The organism is Streptomyces javensis (genome assembly GCF_039525925.1).
Classification (GTDB): Bacteria; Actinomycetota; Actinomycetes; order Streptomycetales; family Streptomycetaceae; genus Streptomyces; species Streptomyces asiaticus.
Genome location: NZ_BAAAIF010000002.1, coordinates 128,027 through 142,979, shown reverse-complemented (window position 1 = coordinate 142,979; position 14,953 = coordinate 128,027). Strand labels below are relative to the sequence as shown.

The following is a 14,953-nucleotide window of genomic DNA, read 5'->3' as shown; positions in this document are numbered from 1 at the left end:
GACGGCCGCTTCTACAGGTCGATCTCGATGTAGTCGATGTCGGTGAATTCCACCAGCAGGCCCTGGGCGCGGCGGCCGCGGTCCTTGAAGTAGATCTCCTGGAGGCCCTCGGCGGCGATGTCGCGGAGCCGCTGTTCGGCGGCGCCCTCTTCCCGTGCGTCGAAGAGGCGCGCGGCGTACCGCGGCGGCAGCGCCTGGGTGATGTGGCGCAGCCGGGCGTCGTCGGTGGTGCCGGGGGCGGCGGTGAAGCCGAAGCGGGCGCGGGTGTCGAGGACGATGCCGCCGGTGGTGGCGGCCTGCTTCTTGGCCCTGGTGCGCACCTGCGGCTGCCACCGCTTCCTCACCTCGCGCTCCATGCGGGTGGCGAGGGACTTACGGGGCCGCTTGAGCTGGTCCTTGACGTACCGCTCGACGGTGCGCTGGGAGATGCCGAGCAGGTCGGCCACCGGCCGGGTGCCCTTGAGCTGTTTGACGAGATACCGCATCCGCGCACCGGCCGACTTGGGGATGGGACGCGTGAAGGAGCCCTCCACCGCCTTGTCCAGGCTCTCCGCGAGCTTGCCCATCGTCGCCCCTACTCTCCGTTGTCCGGCGCGGTGACGTGGCCGTCCTTGATGTACCGGGCGAGGTTGAGGTCATCGCCGTGCTCCTCGCGTACGCCCTCGGCCCACAGGGTCGTCTGGGTGCCCTCGTGCTTGACCATTCCCGGACTCACCCCGATCCGGAAGCCGCCCGGCAGTGGTTTGCCGTCCTTGTGGGGCAGGAAGTCCAGCGGGCCGGGCCCGTCGGAGGGGTAGACGGCGCAGTCGGAGAGGACCGCCACCGGGTACTGGCCGGTGGCCGCCGCCGTCTTGAGCATCTTGCGGTGCATATTGATCCGCGCCTTGGAGATGACCGCCGCGCGGATGTCGGGCCGCCACGTCGGGCGCTGGAGCGCCGGCCAGGGCTGACCCGGGCGCCAGCCGCCGCCACGGGGGCGTTCGCGCAGCTTGCCGATGCCGCCCTTGACGGTCGCCTTGATGGCGGAGAGGACGATCGCCATCCGCGGGTCGGCCCGCCGGTGGTCCTCCATCGCGGTCAGGAACTCCCCCGGCTCCATCCCGGCGGTGACCCCCAGGTCGGCCATCGTGGCGATATAGGCGTCCCGCAGCCGGGTGTACCAGGCATCCAGATAGCGGCCGTTGTCCGGGCGGAGGTACGCCTCGACGGGGGCGACGCCGTAGCCGAGTTCAACGGCGTAGGCGACGGTCGGCGTGGCGTACCAGGCGGGTCCCGAGGGCCGCTCCCCGGTCGGGGTGAAGGGGCTCGGCAGGCGCGGATCCAGCTCGATGTGGGAGAGGTCCACCAGCCATGAGCCGGGGATCTTCGGATCGAACGGCGGTCGCTCGGCGTGCACGGGCGCGCCGAGGCCGAAGACGGTGCCGTTGGCGGCCGCGGCGAAGGCCATGTTGACGTCGATGCCCACCACGTAGCGCTTGGCGCACTCGTCGTCGGTCAGCGGCCGCGCCCAGTCGTACGCCTCCTCCACCAGGACCTCTTCGGGGGTGCGCTGGTGGAAGCGCGGCAGGTCGGCCAGGAGCGGGTGGCCGTCCGGGGCCTCGGGCGGGGCGCACCGCACCGGCTGGGTGCCCAGCGAGCCCGGGTTGTGCTCGCTGTGCCGTCGTCCGCCGCTGTCCGGCTCACCGGCGCGGGTGGGTGGGTGCAGGGCGGTCATCAGCTCCAGGCCGGTGACGGCGGTGGAGCCGCAGGGGGTCATGACGCGGTCGGCGTACGTGCCCAGCAGCTGCGCCAGATCGGCGGGCGGCAGCTGCGCGGCCTCGCCCCAGGAGCGGGTGTCGAGGGCGTCCCAGCCCAGGACGCACAGCTGGACGCAGGCGCGCCGCGAGCCCTCGGCGGGGCGGTAGATGCGCGCCCAGGGGCCGAGTCCACGCCGGGTGAGCCGCCAGTCGGCCTTCTCCAGCTGCTTGAGGACCTTGTGGCCCTCGGACAGCCGACCGGCCCGCCGCTCCTCGTCGGTCAGCCGGGCCGGGAGGCCGAAGCGCACGGCGGCGGCGTCAGTGAGCACCAGCACCGGGTCGGCGTCCCTGCCGTTGCGGTTCAGCCGTGGCGCGCCCAGCCGCGCCTCGGCCAGGGTCCACTCCACGAGGGCGGGGAGGGACTTGGCCGGGGGGTCCAGGATCAGACCGCCGGGGCAGTACGCCGCGAGCCGGCCCTCCGCGAAGTCCACGACCGCCAGCGGGCCGTTGGCGAAGCGTGGGTCCGCGGCGGGGGCGGTCTTGGTCCCCGCCGTGGTTGGCGCTGTCTCGGGTCGCCGCGCGGCCGGGCGCCGCGACGCGGCCGGGCGCGGTGAGCGGACCCGCTGCGGTGGCGGGGCCGCTGCGGTGGCGGGGCGCCGGGTGGCGTCCGGTGGGGCGGTCGCCCCGGGCGCTTCCACGACCCGGGCGTGGAGACCCGGCTCATCCGCAGCCCGGGCGTGGAGACCCGGCTCATCCGCAGCCCGGGCGGGGAGACCCGGCTCGTCCGCGGCCGGGGCGGGGAAGCGGGCGGCCAGGCCCTTCAGGAGCCGGGCGTAGGCGGCGCGCTTCGGCTGTCGCGGCTCGGTCTTGCCGGATTCCCAATTACCCACCGCTTCCCGGCGGATGTCCAGCGCCCTGGCGACCTCGCCCTGGCTCAGCCCCGCGGCCTCACGCAGCCTCTTGCGCTCAGCGGGTGTCGGCAGATCGTCCTGGACGACCTGCTCCAGCAGCGCGTCGACAGCGCTGAACAACTCGTCCTCAGCGGGCACAGGGCTCACCTCCGGGCCGACCCTATCCCAATCGCTCTGCGCGGCGCACGCTTCATCGCACGCTCAATCACTCCTATCGCAAACGGGTCGGCCGAAGGGGACGGCCGACCCGGCGATCGGTGGTGACGACGAGGTCGCCGGTGAAGAGAAATTGATTAATCGTCAACACACTTGGGGTACTTCGAGCCCCGATTGCAGTCGTGATAGTCGTACTTACTGACGCGGAACTTCTTCTCCTCGCCCCCCTTGGTCGGCTTGACGACCAAGTAGAACTTCTTCCCGTCCTTGACCTTGTCGGACACCTGCCCGTCAGGGCCCCGGTCGAAATCCTGCGCGCAGCCGGCGAGCGAGGCAAAAGCGGTCATTACCAAAAGGGCGGCGGCAAGGCGACGCATACGGTGCTCCGATCAACTTGGGGACCGGCACAGTCTATGAGAGACGCGTCATGGGCAGCACCGCCGGGGACGCCCACATCCAGCAACGACAGCGCATCCGGCGAAAGCGCCGAAGAAGGACCAGAGAACACCCCCATCCCCTCCACCGGAACACCACAACATTCGATATCTCTTCCACTGTTGGCTCGATGGGCGTCAGGATCTTTTCGGTTTGCGTTTCTTGCGCGAGCCCCCCGTTACACGCTGGTGACAGTGCGGACAGAGCCGTAACGGCCACGGGGACAACTCAAGGGCCGGGTGACGGGTCGTAATGACCGGGAAATCCACCCACGGCACTTCGACGGACAACACCGACACCACACGAACGGGGACCCACCCATGACGCACATCAAGCGCGCCCTGGCCGTCGCGGCAGTGACCGGCACCGGCGCCGCCGCCCTCATGGTGGCCGCGCCCACGGCCTCCGCAGCGCCCTCGCACGCGGCGTACAACGGCGCCTGCGGCTCCGGCTACACGGTCGTCAACTCCACCGAGGTCGGGGACAAGGGCACGGCGTATCTCACCTACAGCTCCGCCACGGGCAAGAACTGCCTGGTCGCGATCCGGAACGTCGCCGGTGAGCCGGTTCCGATGACCATCTACCTCTCGCGGAGCGACACGGAGATCCACAACATCTACGACAGCGGCGACTACCGCTCCTACGCGGGGCCCATCTACACCGACGCGCGGGGCACCTGCGTGGACTGGTGGGGCTGGATCGACGGTGTGCGCTTCGAGAAGGCCAACACCAACTGCGGCTGACGTCCGCGTCCCACTCGGTGCCCCGCACGCCGTGGCGTGCGGGGCACCGCCGTCGAACGGGCCGTGCCGGGCCCCCGGCGATACGAGCTACGCGGTCACCTTGGCGAGGAACGCGGCGACGTTCGCCACGGTCCGCTCGATCTTCTGTTCCAGGGTGAGCGACTCCTGCGGGCGCGATCCGGCGCCCGCGTCCTTCTTGCCCCGCACATACAGCGAACAGGCGAGGTCGCTGCATATGTAGGCGCCCACCGAGTTACCCTGCTTCCTGGCCTTCCCGGCCTTCGGCGCCACCATCAGGGACACGCCGCCCGTGTGGGCGGTCAGGCACATCGAGCACATGCTGCGCCGCGCCTGCCAGGAGGCGGGGCCCGGGCAGCGCAGCGCGAGGGCGGTGGGGCGGCCGTCCAGCACGGTGACCAGATAGGCCCGGTCGGGGGCCTGCGGATCTCGCCAGCCGAGGTAGTCCAGGTCGTCCCAGGGCCGGTCGGCCAGATCGCGCGGCACGGACAGGCGCTTGGTCTCGCCCTTGGTGCAGTTCACGAACGCGGCACGGATCTCTTGCTCAGTCATCGGCTTCATAAAGCGCACGCTAATTTGCCTAAAGGGTTTAGGCAAATGCATAATCGGCTCTGGCCGAGGAGAGGAGGGGCATGGCACGGGTAGGACTCACCACGGAACGCCTGACCCAGGCGGGGGCGGAGCTGGCCGACGAGGTCGGCTTCGACCAGGTGACGGTGTCGGCGCTGGCCAGACGGTTCGACGTCAAGGTCGCGAGTCTCTACTCGCACCTGAAGAACTCCCAGGACCTCAAGACCAGGATCGCCCTGCTCGCCCTGGAGGAGCTCGCCGACCGGGCCGCCGACGCCCTGGCGGGACGGGCCGGGAAGGACGCCCTGACCGCCTTCGCCAATGTCTACCGCGACTACGCCCGCGAGCACCCCGGCCGCTACACCGCCGCCCGGCTCAGGCTCGACCCGGAGACGGCGGCCGCCAGCGCCGGGGTCAGACACTCCCAGATGACCCGGGCGATTCTGCGCGGCTACGACCTGGCCGAACCGGACCAGACGCATGCGGTCCGGCTGCTGGGCAGCGTCTTCCACGGCTACGTCAGCCTCGAGATGGCGGGCGGATTCAGCCACAGCGCCCCCGACAGCCAGGAGAGCTGGTCGCGGGCCCTGGACGCCCTCGACGCCCTGCTGCGGAACTGGCCCGCGCCCTGACGCGGCGCGTATCCCTCATCGCGGGTCCGCGCCATCCATCCACACATCCCTGAACAACAGGCTGGGACGATGCACACCACCGAGCACCACTGGATCACCACGCCCATCACCGCCGACATCCTGCGGGGCGCCCTCGATCTGGAGCGCACCGCGCACGGGCTGCTGCCGCACCGGCTGCCCGCCTGGGCCCGCGCCCAGTGCGCCGATGGGCAGCTGGCCATGGTGGAGGCCCAGCCGTCCGGCGTACGGCTGGTCTTCCGGACCCGGGCCACCGCCGTCGAGCTGGACACGCTGCCCACCAAGCGGGTCTACGCGGGCGCCCCGCCCCGCCCGGACGGCGTCTACGACCTGCTGGTCGACGGCCGTCTGACCGCCCAGTCCACGGTGACCGGCGGCAACACCCTGGCCATCGACCTGGCTACCGGAACCGCCGAGAGCCACCCCGGCCCGGCCGGCACCCTCCGCTTCGCCGACCTGCCCGACGGCGTCAAGGACATCGAGATCTGGCTGCCGCACAACGAGACCACCGAGCTCGTCGCGCTGCGCACCGACGCCCCCGTCGAGCCCGTACCGGACCGGGGCCGCAAGGTCTGGCTGCACCACGGCAGTTCGATCAGCCATGGCTCCGACGCCGCGAGCCCCACCGCCATCTGGCCCGCGCTCGCCGCCTCCCTCGGCGGCGTGGAACTGATCAACCTCGGCCTGGGCGGCAGCGCCCTGCTCGACCCGTTCACCGCACGCACGATGCGCGACACCCCCGCCGATCTGATCAGCGTCAAGATCGGCATCAATGTGGTCAACGCCGACCTGATGCGGCTGCGCGCCTTCGGCCCGGCGGTGCACGGCTTCCTCGACACGATCCGGGAGGGGCATCCCACCACGCCCCTGCTGGTCGTCTCCTCCATCCTGTGCCCCATCCACGAGGACACGCCCGGCCCCGCGGCCTTCGACTTCCATGCGCTCGGCTCCGGAAGGCTGCGGTTCCTGGCCACCGGCGACCCCGCCGAGCGCGCCGCCGGGAAGCTGACGCTGGGTGTCATCCGGGATGAGCTGTCCCGGATCGTCGAGCAGCGGTCGGCCGACGACCCCCACCTCCACTACCTGGACGGCCGCGACCTCTACGGCGAGGCCGACGCCGCCGAACTGCCGCTGCCCGACGAGCTCCACCCGGACGCGGCCACCCACCGCCGTATCGGGGAACGCTTCGCCACGCTGGCCTTCGCCGCCGATGGCCCGTTCGCGGACCACAGCGCCTGACGCCGGGCCCCGTCCGCTACAAGCCGGGCCCCGTCCGGTACAACGGGAAGGAACGAGGCATCGGCACCCGTGCGAGGGAGGGCCGCGATGACGCCCGATGTGTGGGTACGCGTCAACAGCGCGACGTTCGGCGGCCGCATGGTGCGCGCCGACACCATCGAGCAGGTCAGATGGGACAGGAAGACACCCCAGCACCTGATCCTGACCCTCCACAGCGGTGAAGAGGTCCGCCAGGACGTACGGGCCGGTGCGCCGGTCGACGACATGGACGACGCCGAGGGCCCCGATCTCGCCGAGCGGTTGGTGGGCGCGATCGCGCGGGCCTCGGACCGGCCCGGTGGCCACATGCTGGAGCTGAGGCCCGATGAGGGCACCGGAGGTGTGGGGTGGCTCCGGACACCGCTGGTGGACAAGCCATGGGCGGAGTGATCCGGGGGCTTCCCCGGGCGGCCCGCCCGCTGCGCCACCGCGGCGCCAGGCCCTACCCTGGTGGCCGTGCACATCTGCTTCGTTTGCAGCGGGAACATCTGTAGGTCGCCGTCCGCCGCACTGGTCTTCGCCGAGCATCTGCGCCGGGCGGGGCTGGACAACGCGGTACGGGTCAGCAGCGCCGGTATCGGACCCTGGCACGCCGGTGAGCCCATCGACGAACGGGCCGGTGAGCTGCTGGCACGGCACGGCTACCCGGTCGAACACATCGCGGCCCAGATCGGTGCGGAGCACGCGGATGCCGAGCTGTTCCTGGCGATGGACCGCGGCCACGAGAAGGCGCTGCGCCGGCTGGTCGACGATCCGTCCAAGGTCAGGATGTTGCGGTCCTTCGACCCGGACGCCACCGGTGACCTGGACGTACCCGACCCGTACTACGGCGGCCCGGAGGGGTTCGACGAGGTGCTGGCCATGATCGAAGCCTCGGTGCCCGGCCTGCTGGCCCGGGTGCGCGAGCGCCTCGGTTCATGAGCGCCGGGGCCGAGGCCGGGACGGGCGAGGACCCCGGTGCCGCGGCGGCCCGCCTCACCGGCCGTCCGGCGACCCGGCGGCGGCCGCTGTCCGCCATGCTCACCGAGGTCACCCTCGACGGCGGGCAGACGGTGATGGTCAAACGGGGTGACGATCCGGGCGCGGTGGAGGCCGAGGCGGCGGGGCTGCGCTGGCTGGCCGACGCCGGTACGGTCCGCGTTCCGGCGGTGCACGGCCACGACCGGCACTGGCTGGTCACCGACCAGGTGCCGGTCGGGCGGCCGAGCGCCCGGGCGGCGGCCCGATTCGGCCGTGACCTCGCCGCCCTGCACGCCGTCGGCGCGCCCGCGTTCGGCGCCCCACCGCCCGACGGCCCCACGGACGCGTACATCGGCATGGCCCCGATGCGCAATGTCACGGGCACCGACTGGCCGCGCTGGTACACCGACCACCGGGTGCTGCCCTATCTGCGGCGCGCCGTCGACGACGGCACGGTGCGCCACGGCGAGGCCGAGGTGATCGAGCGTGCGTGTGAGCGGCTGCCCGAGCTGACCGGACCCGCCGAGCCACCCGCGCGGCTGCACGGCGACCTGTGGAACGGCAACGTGCTGTGGGGCGCCGACGGGCAGGCGTGGCTGATCGACCCGGCCGCCCACGGTGGCCATCGGGAGACCGATCTGGCGATGCTCCACCTGTTCGGCTGCCCGCATCTCGACCAGGTGCTGGACGGCTACCAGGAGGTGGCACCGCTCGCCGAGGGCTGGGCCGACCGCGTCGGACTGCACCAGCTCTTCCCGCTGCTGGTGCACACCGTGCTGTTCGGCCGCGGCTACGCCGGGCAGGCGGTCACCGTGGCCCGGGCCGCCCTGGCGCGGTGACCTGCCGCAATTCCTCGTGCAGCCCTTCCAGGGCGGTGCGGTCGTCGTCCGTGCCGGTGTGCGGGGCGGCGAACCAGCGCGCGTACTCGGCGATCTCGGAGAGACGCCAGTCGAGCGCGAACGGCTCGGCCATCGCCGGGTCGGGGCGCAGCCGGTCGCCCGCACCGGCCGCGAGCAGATCGGCGTAGTCCCGCTCGCGTGGCGCGAGGGCCAGCGACTCCCAGTCGACGAGCTTCAGCCCGAACGCGCCCACGACCTGGTTGTCGTTGTGCGGCTCGCCGTGGGTCGTCACCCATTGGTCCCGGCGGGAGTCGGCGAGGTCCGCGAGTTCGAGGTAGCGGTCCGTCCATCGGGTGATCGCGGCATCGTGTGCGGCGATGGCGGCCCGCGCCTCCTCCGCCAGCGGGCCGGATGTCCAGGGGCGCGCGGTCCGGACCCGCAGCTCGCCCGCGAACCCGGGGCCGACCTGGGGAGTCCAGTGCCGCAGACCGGGTGGCGGGGTGGCCCGGTGCAGCGTGGCAAGCGCGGCCTCGACCTCGCGGACATGCGGGGGCCGACTCGCCTCCTCCTCGGTGGGGCTGCGCCCGTCCAGCCACGGCGTCACGCTGAGCGCACCCGCCTCGAGGCCGACGGTGAACCGGCCGGAGGACCGGGTGGGCAACGGCGCGCACACCACGTCCACACCGGCCGCGGCCAGTGCCGCCGCGCCCGCGTAGGCGGCCTCCAGTGTCGCCTCGGTGTGCCGCGGCTCCAGCTGATCCAGCGTCACGAACAGGGTCGTGCCGCCACCGGCCACCCGCCAGTGGTGGGCGCCGAAACCCCAGGGCAGATACGTGGCCTCGGCGGCTTCCGGCAGCCAATGCGCGGCCACGGCCCGCGCGATCGCTTCGTCGCCGATGAAGGAGGGACGGGAGAGCACAGGGCCCGATCCTAGGGAGCGGGTGGCCCGCCGTCACCGGAATTTCCATCGACTCCGTGCCGCCACCCCGCGAACGGAAACCGATGCGCCTGGTGGCCCGTCTTGGGGTGCGGGATCACACGGATGGGAAGCCATGGTGGAGCAGGTGGACGGCGGTACGACGGCGCCGGTGCGGGCGGGAGCGGCCCGGCGGGCCAGGCGTCGGCTGATGCGGTGGGCCCGGTGGGGTGACGCGAGCGGGGACGTACGCGGCGGATCGCCCTGGACGCGGGGACGGGTGCTCGCCGTACTGGCGGTGCTGATGGCCGGGCTGCTGGCGTTCCACCGGGCGGTGCCCAACTCGGTGGGGCACATGGGCAGTTTGCTGGAGGCGTTCCTGCCGTGGCTCGGCGTGGTGGTCGTGGTGCTGCTCGGCCTGGCTCTGCTGCGCCGTTCGGCCCTCGCGCTGGTGGCGCTGGTGCTGCCGGTGGCGGCGTGGACGTGTCTCTTCGGCGAACTGTACCTGCCCGGGGCGGAGCCCGGACCGGGTGACCTGGTGGTGGTGCAGCACAACGTCAGCGATGAGAACGCCGATCCGGCGGGTACGGCCCGCGCCCTGGCCGAGGGCGAGCCGGATCTCATCGCGCTGGAGGAGCTGGTGCCCACGGCGCTGCCGGTCTATGAGAAGACCCTCGCCCCGGACTATCCGTACCACGCCGTGCGGGGCACGGTCGGACTCTGGTCGAGGCATCCGCTCACCGGCGCCCGGCCGTTGGACATCAAACCCCAGGGGATCGCGGAGGGGTGGAATCGCGGACTGCGGACCACCGTCCACACACCGCACGGCGAGATCGCGGCGTATGTCGCACATCTGCCGTCGGTGCGCATCCGGGCGAGTGGCCTCGCGTCCTCCTGGCGCGATGAGAGCGCCGGTCTGCTGGGTGCGGCCATCGCCGCCGAGAAGCGCGATCGGGTGGTCCTGCTGGGTGACCTCAACGGCACGGTCGACGACCGTGGGCTGGCCCCGCTGACCTCGCGGATGAACGTGGCGGAGCGGGGGTTCGCCTTCAGCTTCCCCGCGGGCTTCCCGCTGGCCCGGATCGACCAGGTCATGGCCCGCTCGGCAACCGTCGGCCATATCCGCGCCCTGCCCGCCACCGGCAGCGACCACCTGCCGGTCGCCGCTCGGATCGCATGGGGGTGACGACCGGAGCCCGGTCCGGCGCCCCCGCCATCACAGCGCGGGGCCTCCTCCATCGCGCCGTCTCCTCGGGAGCGGTCCCGGGCCCCGGGTCCCGGGGGTGAGAAATGCCGCGCACGCATTCCCCACCCAGGAGGTTCCACTGATGAGTACCGGTATGCGCTGGAGGACCGCGACGGCCGCGGTGACCACGACTCTGGCCGGCACGCTGGCGTTCGGCCTGATGTCGCCGGTGGCGCAGGCCGCCGCCCACGGGCCCTGCTACGACGGGCGGTGCAAGGTCACCGTGTCGAGGCCCACGAGCATCAAGGTCGACAGCCACCGGTTCGGGTTCGGGAAGCTGCGGATCACCCACATCAGCTCCCGGTCCGTGAAGATGGCGGCCACCACTACGGGCGGCGCGCACCTGAGCGGCAGCACCAGCCCGGGCGGCACCGTCAGGCTCAACAACCTGAGCACGGGGTGCGGTCGGTCAGCGGCCACAAGGCCAAGCTGGTCCTTTCGTCCTGATGTCCTGACTCCTCGTCAACTCCGCATGGAGTGGCACCCGGCGCATGCGTCTGCGCCGGGGTGCCATCCGTAGTACGGTTCCGTCGTCACGCGCCGCGAACCGGAATCCTGCTCGGACAGGACTCGCCTCGGCTGCCCATTCCGGCCCGATCATGACGAGGACTCAGAGCGATGCCACCACCATCCCTCAGCAACTTCAACATGGACCTCCTGGTCCCGCTGCACGCCCTGCTGATGGAACGGAGTGTGACCAAGGCCGCGGAGCGCGTCGAGGTCACCCAGCCCTCGATGAGCACCTCGCTCGCCAAGCTCCGCCGTCACTTCAATGAGCCGCTGCTGGTCAGGGACGGCCGCCGCATGGTGCTGACTCCCTTCGCGGAGTCGCTGGTCCAGCCGGTCACGGAGATGCTGGAGGCGATCAGGGAGGTGGTGGGCGCCAACGCGGCCTTCGACCCGACCACCGACCGCCGGGTGTTCACCGTGACCGCCAGCGACTATGTGGCCATCGTGCTGCTGCGGCCGCTGCTGCGGGAGATCGACACCGCCTACCCCCATGTGCAGATCAAGGTCGCCCCGCTGAACCACGGCATGGTCGACCAGCTCCGCAGAGGCCAGTGCGATCTGGTCATCTGGCCGCCCATGATCCAGGACAAGGAGCTGGAGACGTTCTCCAGCGCCACGTTGTTCACCGATGAGTTCGTGGCCGTGGTGGACCAGGACCACCCCGAGGTCGGTGATGTCCTGACCTCCGATCAGCTCTGCACCCTGCCGTACGTCCAGATCGGGGGGCCGCAGCCCACGATCGCCGACACGGTGCTCACCCAACTCGGCCTGCCCCTCCGGGCCGTCGCCGCCACCGACAACTTCACCAACGCGGCCTGTCTGCTCCCCGGCACCCGCATGGTCGCGGTGATACAGCGGCGCCTGTTCGACCAGCTCGGCCCGAGTATCGGCCTGCGGACCGTGGCGCTCGATGTGCCGCTGCCACGGCTCGTCGAGTCGATGTACTGGCATCCCAGGAACACCGTCGATCCCGCCCACCGATGGCTGCGGGAGCGGGTCCTGCGCCTGTGCGCCACCGACCTTCCGGACCGGCCGCACGACGGCCCCGGTCCTCCGCGGGGTGCGCGGCCCGGCGGGTGATCAGTTCGCGGGCGCGGCGAGGGCGGGGGCGGAGGCCCGGGTGCCGCTCCGGTCCGGCGTCCGTTCTGGTTCCCGTTCCCGTTCCCGTTCCCGTTCCACCGACATGTTCAGGCCGATGCCGTTCATCTCCTCGAGGAAGCGCGGGTAGGAGCCGCGGTAGGCGTTCGGGTAGGTGAGCCGGGTCTCACCGTCGGCCGCCGTGCCCGCGACGGCCAGCGACATCAGCACGCGGTGGTCGTTGAACGAGGACAACTCGGCCCCGGTCAGCCGCTCGACACCGTGGCAGAGCAGTCGCTGCCCGCGCTGCTCGATCCGGGCACCCATCCTGGTGAGCTGAAGCATCGCCTCCACCCGGTCCGACTCCTTGAGCCTGACATGGGCCACGTTGTCCAACACGGTGGTGCCGTCCGCCAGCGCCCCGAGCACGGACAGCGCGGGCAGTGTGTCGGGCACCGCCCGGCAGTCGATCCGGGCGGGGCGCAGCCTGATCCCGTCGTGGCGGACGCGCACCATGCCGGTCGCCGGGTCGGCCGTCATCGGCAGGCCCATCCCGGCGACGATGTCCAGCAGATCCGCCTCGGGATGGTCCAGCTGGTCCGCGGGGAGCGCGGGCAGCCCCCGGAACAGCACATCGGCCGGGTGCAGCGCCGTCGCGGCCAGGCCGAAGGCGGCGGCGCCGACGTCGGGGGGCAGCACCACCGTTGCGGGGGTGGGGCATTGGCCGGGCTCGATGTCGAACCGCCGCCCGTTCGCGGAGACATCGACCCGCAGCCCGAACCGCCGCATCATCCGGACCGTCAGATCCACATAGGCGCGTTCGTTGAACTCGCCCTCCACGGTGATGGCGCTCGGTCCGGTCGCGAACGGCGCCACCATGAGCAATCCGGAAATCCACTGCGAAAGAATGCCCTCGATACGCGCGTGGCCCCCTTTCGGGCGGCGCGGCCGTACGGAAATCGGCGGGCCGCCGGTGGGCGAATCGAGGTCGATACCGAGATCGGACAGGGCCTGTAGCTGCGGGCCTATCAGACGCCGGGGGAAGGACTTCTGCCCCACGACGGTCACCGGCGCGCTCGCGAGAGAGGCGAGCCCGGTGAGGAAATACAGCGCCGTGCCCGCGCCGCCCACCGAGACGTGTGATCGCAGCGGACGGTACGGACCCCCGTGCACGAGGAAGTCGTCCCCGTCCACCTCGATCCGCGTACCGAGGCCGCGCAGCGCGGTGATGGTGTGCCGGATGTGCTGCGCGTTCGACAGCCCTACGATGCGGCTGGTCCCGGGGGCGAGCGACGCCAGGATCAGGGCGCGATGCGCGTGGTATTTCGAGGTCGGAACGGCTATCTGCCCTTTGACCCGCTCGGATGACCGCTTCACGAGCAGTCGCATCCCACTCCTCCGATCCACCCGTTCACTCGAATCCACCATTCGCGGCGTCGAGGTTCACGCTAGCCACCGCACGGCGCGCTCGAAAATCCCGAATTGCTTATGCCAGGCATCTCCCTCCGGGATACAACCCATTGCCCCCAGAAGATGCCGAACCCCGGCACATCCCCCCCACGGTCACCTTTCGGCGATGCGGGCGGTCAGACGGGTCAGCAGGGGTACGCAGTCCCGCAGTTGCCGCTGCTCATCGGCGCTGAGCGTGTCGCGGATGGCGGCGCCCAGCCAGCCGGCGCGCTGGGCGCGCTCCCGCCGGAGACGGGCGCGGCCGGTATCGGTGATGTGCAGCAGCAGCTTGCGGCCGTCACTGGGGTGGGGCTCGGTGCGCACCAGACCGTCGCCGAGCAGTTCCTTGACGGATTTGGCGGCCGACTGATGGGTCACCCCGCGCCGATGCGCGAGGTCGGCCGTGGTCTGCGGGCCACCGCGGTCGAGGTGACCGAGGATGGCGGCCGCTCCGGAGGGCATGGTGTCGGCGGCCCGTACGGCGCGGACGAGTTCGCCGACCGCCTGCCGCAGGTCTTCAGCCAGTGCGTCGTCTTCCATGGCCCCACCCTATCCAGATCATAAAGGCAGGTTGTACAACCATGCTGTACAGTATATTTACACAACCCGGTTGTACAGTTTCGGTCATGGATCAAGGAGACCCACCATGCGGCTCACCAAGTTCGGCCATGCCTGCGTCCGCATCGACAAGGACGACCGCCGCCTGGTCGTGGACCCGGGCGGCCTCACCGAACCGCACGCGCTGGACGGCGCGGACGCGGTCCTGGTGACCCACGAACACTTCGACCACTTCTCCGAGGAGGCACTCCGCGAGGCCGCCGAGAACAACCCGGCCCTGCGCATCTGGACCAACACCTCCGTCGCCAGGCAGCTGGCCGGCCTCGGCACCCGGGTCACCACCGTCGGCGAGGGCGAGTCCTTCACCGCGGCCGGTTTCGAGGTGAGGGTCTACGGCACGTGGCACGCGCCCATCCACCCCGACGTCCCGCCCGTCGGCAACGTCGGCTTCCTCATCGACGACACCCTCTTCCACCCCGGAGACGCGCTCACCGTCCCGGATGCCGCCGTCGACACCCTGCTGCTGCCCGTGCACGGCCCCTGGTCCACCACCGGGCAGCTGATCGACTACGTGCGGGAGGTCGCCCCACGGGACGCCTACGCCATCCACGACGGCGCCCTCAACGACGTCGGCAACGCGATGGTCGGCGGGTTCCTTGGCGCCAACGGCCCCGGCACGGGCGCCCGCTACCACGGGCTGACCGCGGGCGCCTCAGTCGACATCGGCTGAGCTCCGGCCCGACGGTCCCGCTAGCCCGACAGTCCCGCGGGCGGCGCGCTGGTGAGTCGTACGCGAAGCTCCATCGGAATGAATTGAGGCTCGGACGACTCGAACTACGGCGAGGTCGCGCTGTACGGCGTCACGGTGAAGCACGCCTGACCACCATGCCGTACGGCCGGC

At 71.4% G+C, this 14,953-nt stretch carries 16 protein-coding genes and 1 pseudogene; 9 read left to right on the top strand and 8 right to left on the bottom strand.

All coding sequences use genetic code 11. The annotated features are described in order from the left end of the window. Positions 1 to 11: 11 nt before the first annotated feature. The 3 genes from tpg to ABD329_RS03285 all read right to left on the bottom strand — a co-directional run bounded on the left by tpg (position 12) and on the right by ABD329_RS03285 (position 3,180). Positions 12 to 566, bottom strand: a complete 555-nt coding sequence (gene tpg, locus ABD329_RS03295; protein ID WP_198275826.1) for a telomere-protecting terminal protein Tpg — start codon at positions 564 to 566, stop codon at positions 12 to 14. An 8-nt stretch (positions 567 to 574) separates the two neighbouring features. Further along, complete coding sequence (tap, locus tag ABD329_RS03290; RefSeq protein WP_344315922.1) at positions 575 to 2,785, bottom strand: telomere-associated protein Tap; 2,211 nt, start codon at positions 2,783 to 2,785, stop codon at positions 575 to 577. A 155-nt stretch (positions 2,786 to 2,940) separates the two neighbouring features. Then, a complete protein-coding gene (locus tag ABD329_RS03285) occupies positions 2,941 to 3,180 on the bottom strand; it encodes a hypothetical protein (RefSeq protein ID WP_198277484.1) in 240 nt (79 codons plus the stop codon). Positions 3,181 to 3,558: 378 nt separating this feature from the next. Between ABD329_RS03285 and ABD329_RS03280 the strand changes: the two are divergent. After that, a pseudogene (locus ABD329_RS03280) lies at positions 3,559 to 4,031 on the top strand (spore-associated protein A); the annotation flags it as partial. Between the two features lie 37 nt (positions 4,032 to 4,068). Here ABD329_RS03280 and ABD329_RS03275 read toward each other — a convergent pair. Further along, positions 4,069 to 4,560, bottom strand: a complete 492-nt coding sequence (locus ABD329_RS03275) for an FBP domain-containing protein (RefSeq protein ID WP_198277486.1) — start codon at positions 4,558 to 4,560, stop codon at positions 4,069 to 4,071. 71 nt (positions 4,561 to 4,631) lie between these two features. On the opposite strand from ABD329_RS03275, the gene ABD329_RS03270 reads away from it, so the two are divergent. From ABD329_RS03270 to ABD329_RS03250, 5 genes are all read left to right on the top strand, one after another. After that, positions 4,632 to 5,201, top strand: a complete 570-nt coding sequence (locus tag ABD329_RS03270; RefSeq protein WP_198277487.1) for a TetR/AcrR family transcriptional regulator — start codon at positions 4,632 to 4,634, stop codon at positions 5,199 to 5,201. A gap of 69 nt (positions 5,202 to 5,270) precedes the next feature. Next, positions 5,271 to 6,458: a GDSL-type esterase/lipase family protein gene (locus ABD329_RS03265; protein ID WP_198277488.1), complete on the top strand. Its 1,188-nt coding sequence runs from the start codon at positions 5,271 to 5,273 to the stop codon at positions 6,456 to 6,458. Positions 6,459 to 6,545: 87 nt separating this feature from the next. Continuing rightward, complete coding sequence (locus ABD329_RS03260; protein ID WP_198277489.1) at positions 6,546 to 6,887, top strand: hypothetical protein; 342 nt, start codon at positions 6,546 to 6,548, stop codon at positions 6,885 to 6,887. A gap of 66 nt (positions 6,888 to 6,953) precedes the next feature. Beyond that, complete coding sequence (locus tag ABD329_RS03255) at positions 6,954 to 7,418, top strand: low molecular weight protein-tyrosine-phosphatase (RefSeq protein WP_198277490.1); 465 nt, start codon at positions 6,954 to 6,956, stop codon at positions 7,416 to 7,418. Continuing rightward, positions 7,415 to 8,296: a fructosamine kinase family protein gene (locus ABD329_RS03250; RefSeq protein ID WP_198277491.1), complete on the top strand. Its 882-nt coding sequence runs from the start codon at positions 7,415 to 7,417 to the stop codon at positions 8,294 to 8,296. Before ABD329_RS03255 ends, ABD329_RS03250 begins: the two co-directional genes overlap by 4 nt. Here ABD329_RS03250 and ABD329_RS03245 read toward each other — a convergent pair. Continuing rightward, positions 8,265 to 9,215, bottom strand: coding sequence for an aminoglycoside phosphotransferase (locus ABD329_RS03245; RefSeq protein ID WP_198277492.1), 951 nt, complete (start codon positions 9,213 to 9,215; stop codon positions 8,265 to 8,267). The genes ABD329_RS03250 and ABD329_RS03245 overlap by 32 nt on opposite strands. 208 nt (positions 9,216 to 9,423) lie before the next feature. Between ABD329_RS03245 and ABD329_RS03240 the strand changes: the two genes are divergently transcribed. Beyond that, positions 9,424 to 10,398 carry an endonuclease/exonuclease/phosphatase family protein gene (locus ABD329_RS03240; protein WP_425574279.1) on the top strand — a complete coding sequence of 325 codons (975 nt, stop codon included), beginning with the start codon at positions 9,424 to 9,426 and terminating at the stop codon, positions 10,396 to 10,398. A gap of 258 nt (positions 10,399 to 10,656) precedes the next feature. On the opposite strand, the gene ABD329_RS03235 is transcribed toward ABD329_RS03240, so the two are convergent. Continuing rightward, complete coding sequence (locus ABD329_RS03235; protein ID WP_344315920.1) at positions 10,657 to 10,878, bottom strand: hypothetical protein; 222 nt, start codon at positions 10,876 to 10,878, stop codon at positions 10,657 to 10,659. 198 nt (positions 10,879 to 11,076) lie between these two features. On the opposite strand from ABD329_RS03235, the gene ABD329_RS03230 reads away from it, so the two are divergent. Beyond that, a complete protein-coding gene (locus tag ABD329_RS03230) occupies positions 11,077 to 12,048 on the top strand; it encodes a LysR family transcriptional regulator (RefSeq protein WP_198277495.1) in 972 nt (323 codons plus the stop codon). Here the strand turns inward: ABD329_RS03230 and ABD329_RS03225 are convergent, their stop codons facing one another. Beyond that, the gene (locus ABD329_RS03225) at positions 12,049 to 13,434 is read right to left on the bottom strand and encodes a 3-phosphoshikimate 1-carboxyvinyltransferase (RefSeq protein ID WP_198277496.1); all 1,386 of its coding nucleotides are present in this window, start codon (positions 13,432 to 13,434) and stop codon (positions 12,049 to 12,051) included. Between the two features lie 174 nt (positions 13,435 to 13,608). Beyond that, positions 13,609 to 14,034: a MarR family winged helix-turn-helix transcriptional regulator gene (locus tag ABD329_RS03220; RefSeq protein ID WP_198277497.1), complete on the bottom strand. Its 426-nt coding sequence runs from the start codon at positions 14,032 to 14,034 to the stop codon at positions 13,609 to 13,611. Between the two features lie 106 nt (positions 14,035 to 14,140). On the opposite strand from ABD329_RS03220, the gene ABD329_RS03215 reads away from it, so the two are divergent. After that, positions 14,141 to 14,782 carry an MBL fold metallo-hydrolase gene (locus ABD329_RS03215; protein ID WP_198277498.1) on the top strand — a complete coding sequence of 214 codons (642 nt, stop codon included), beginning with the start codon at positions 14,141 to 14,143 and terminating at the stop codon, positions 14,780 to 14,782. The last annotated feature ends 171 nt before the right edge of the window (positions 14,783 to 14,953 follow it).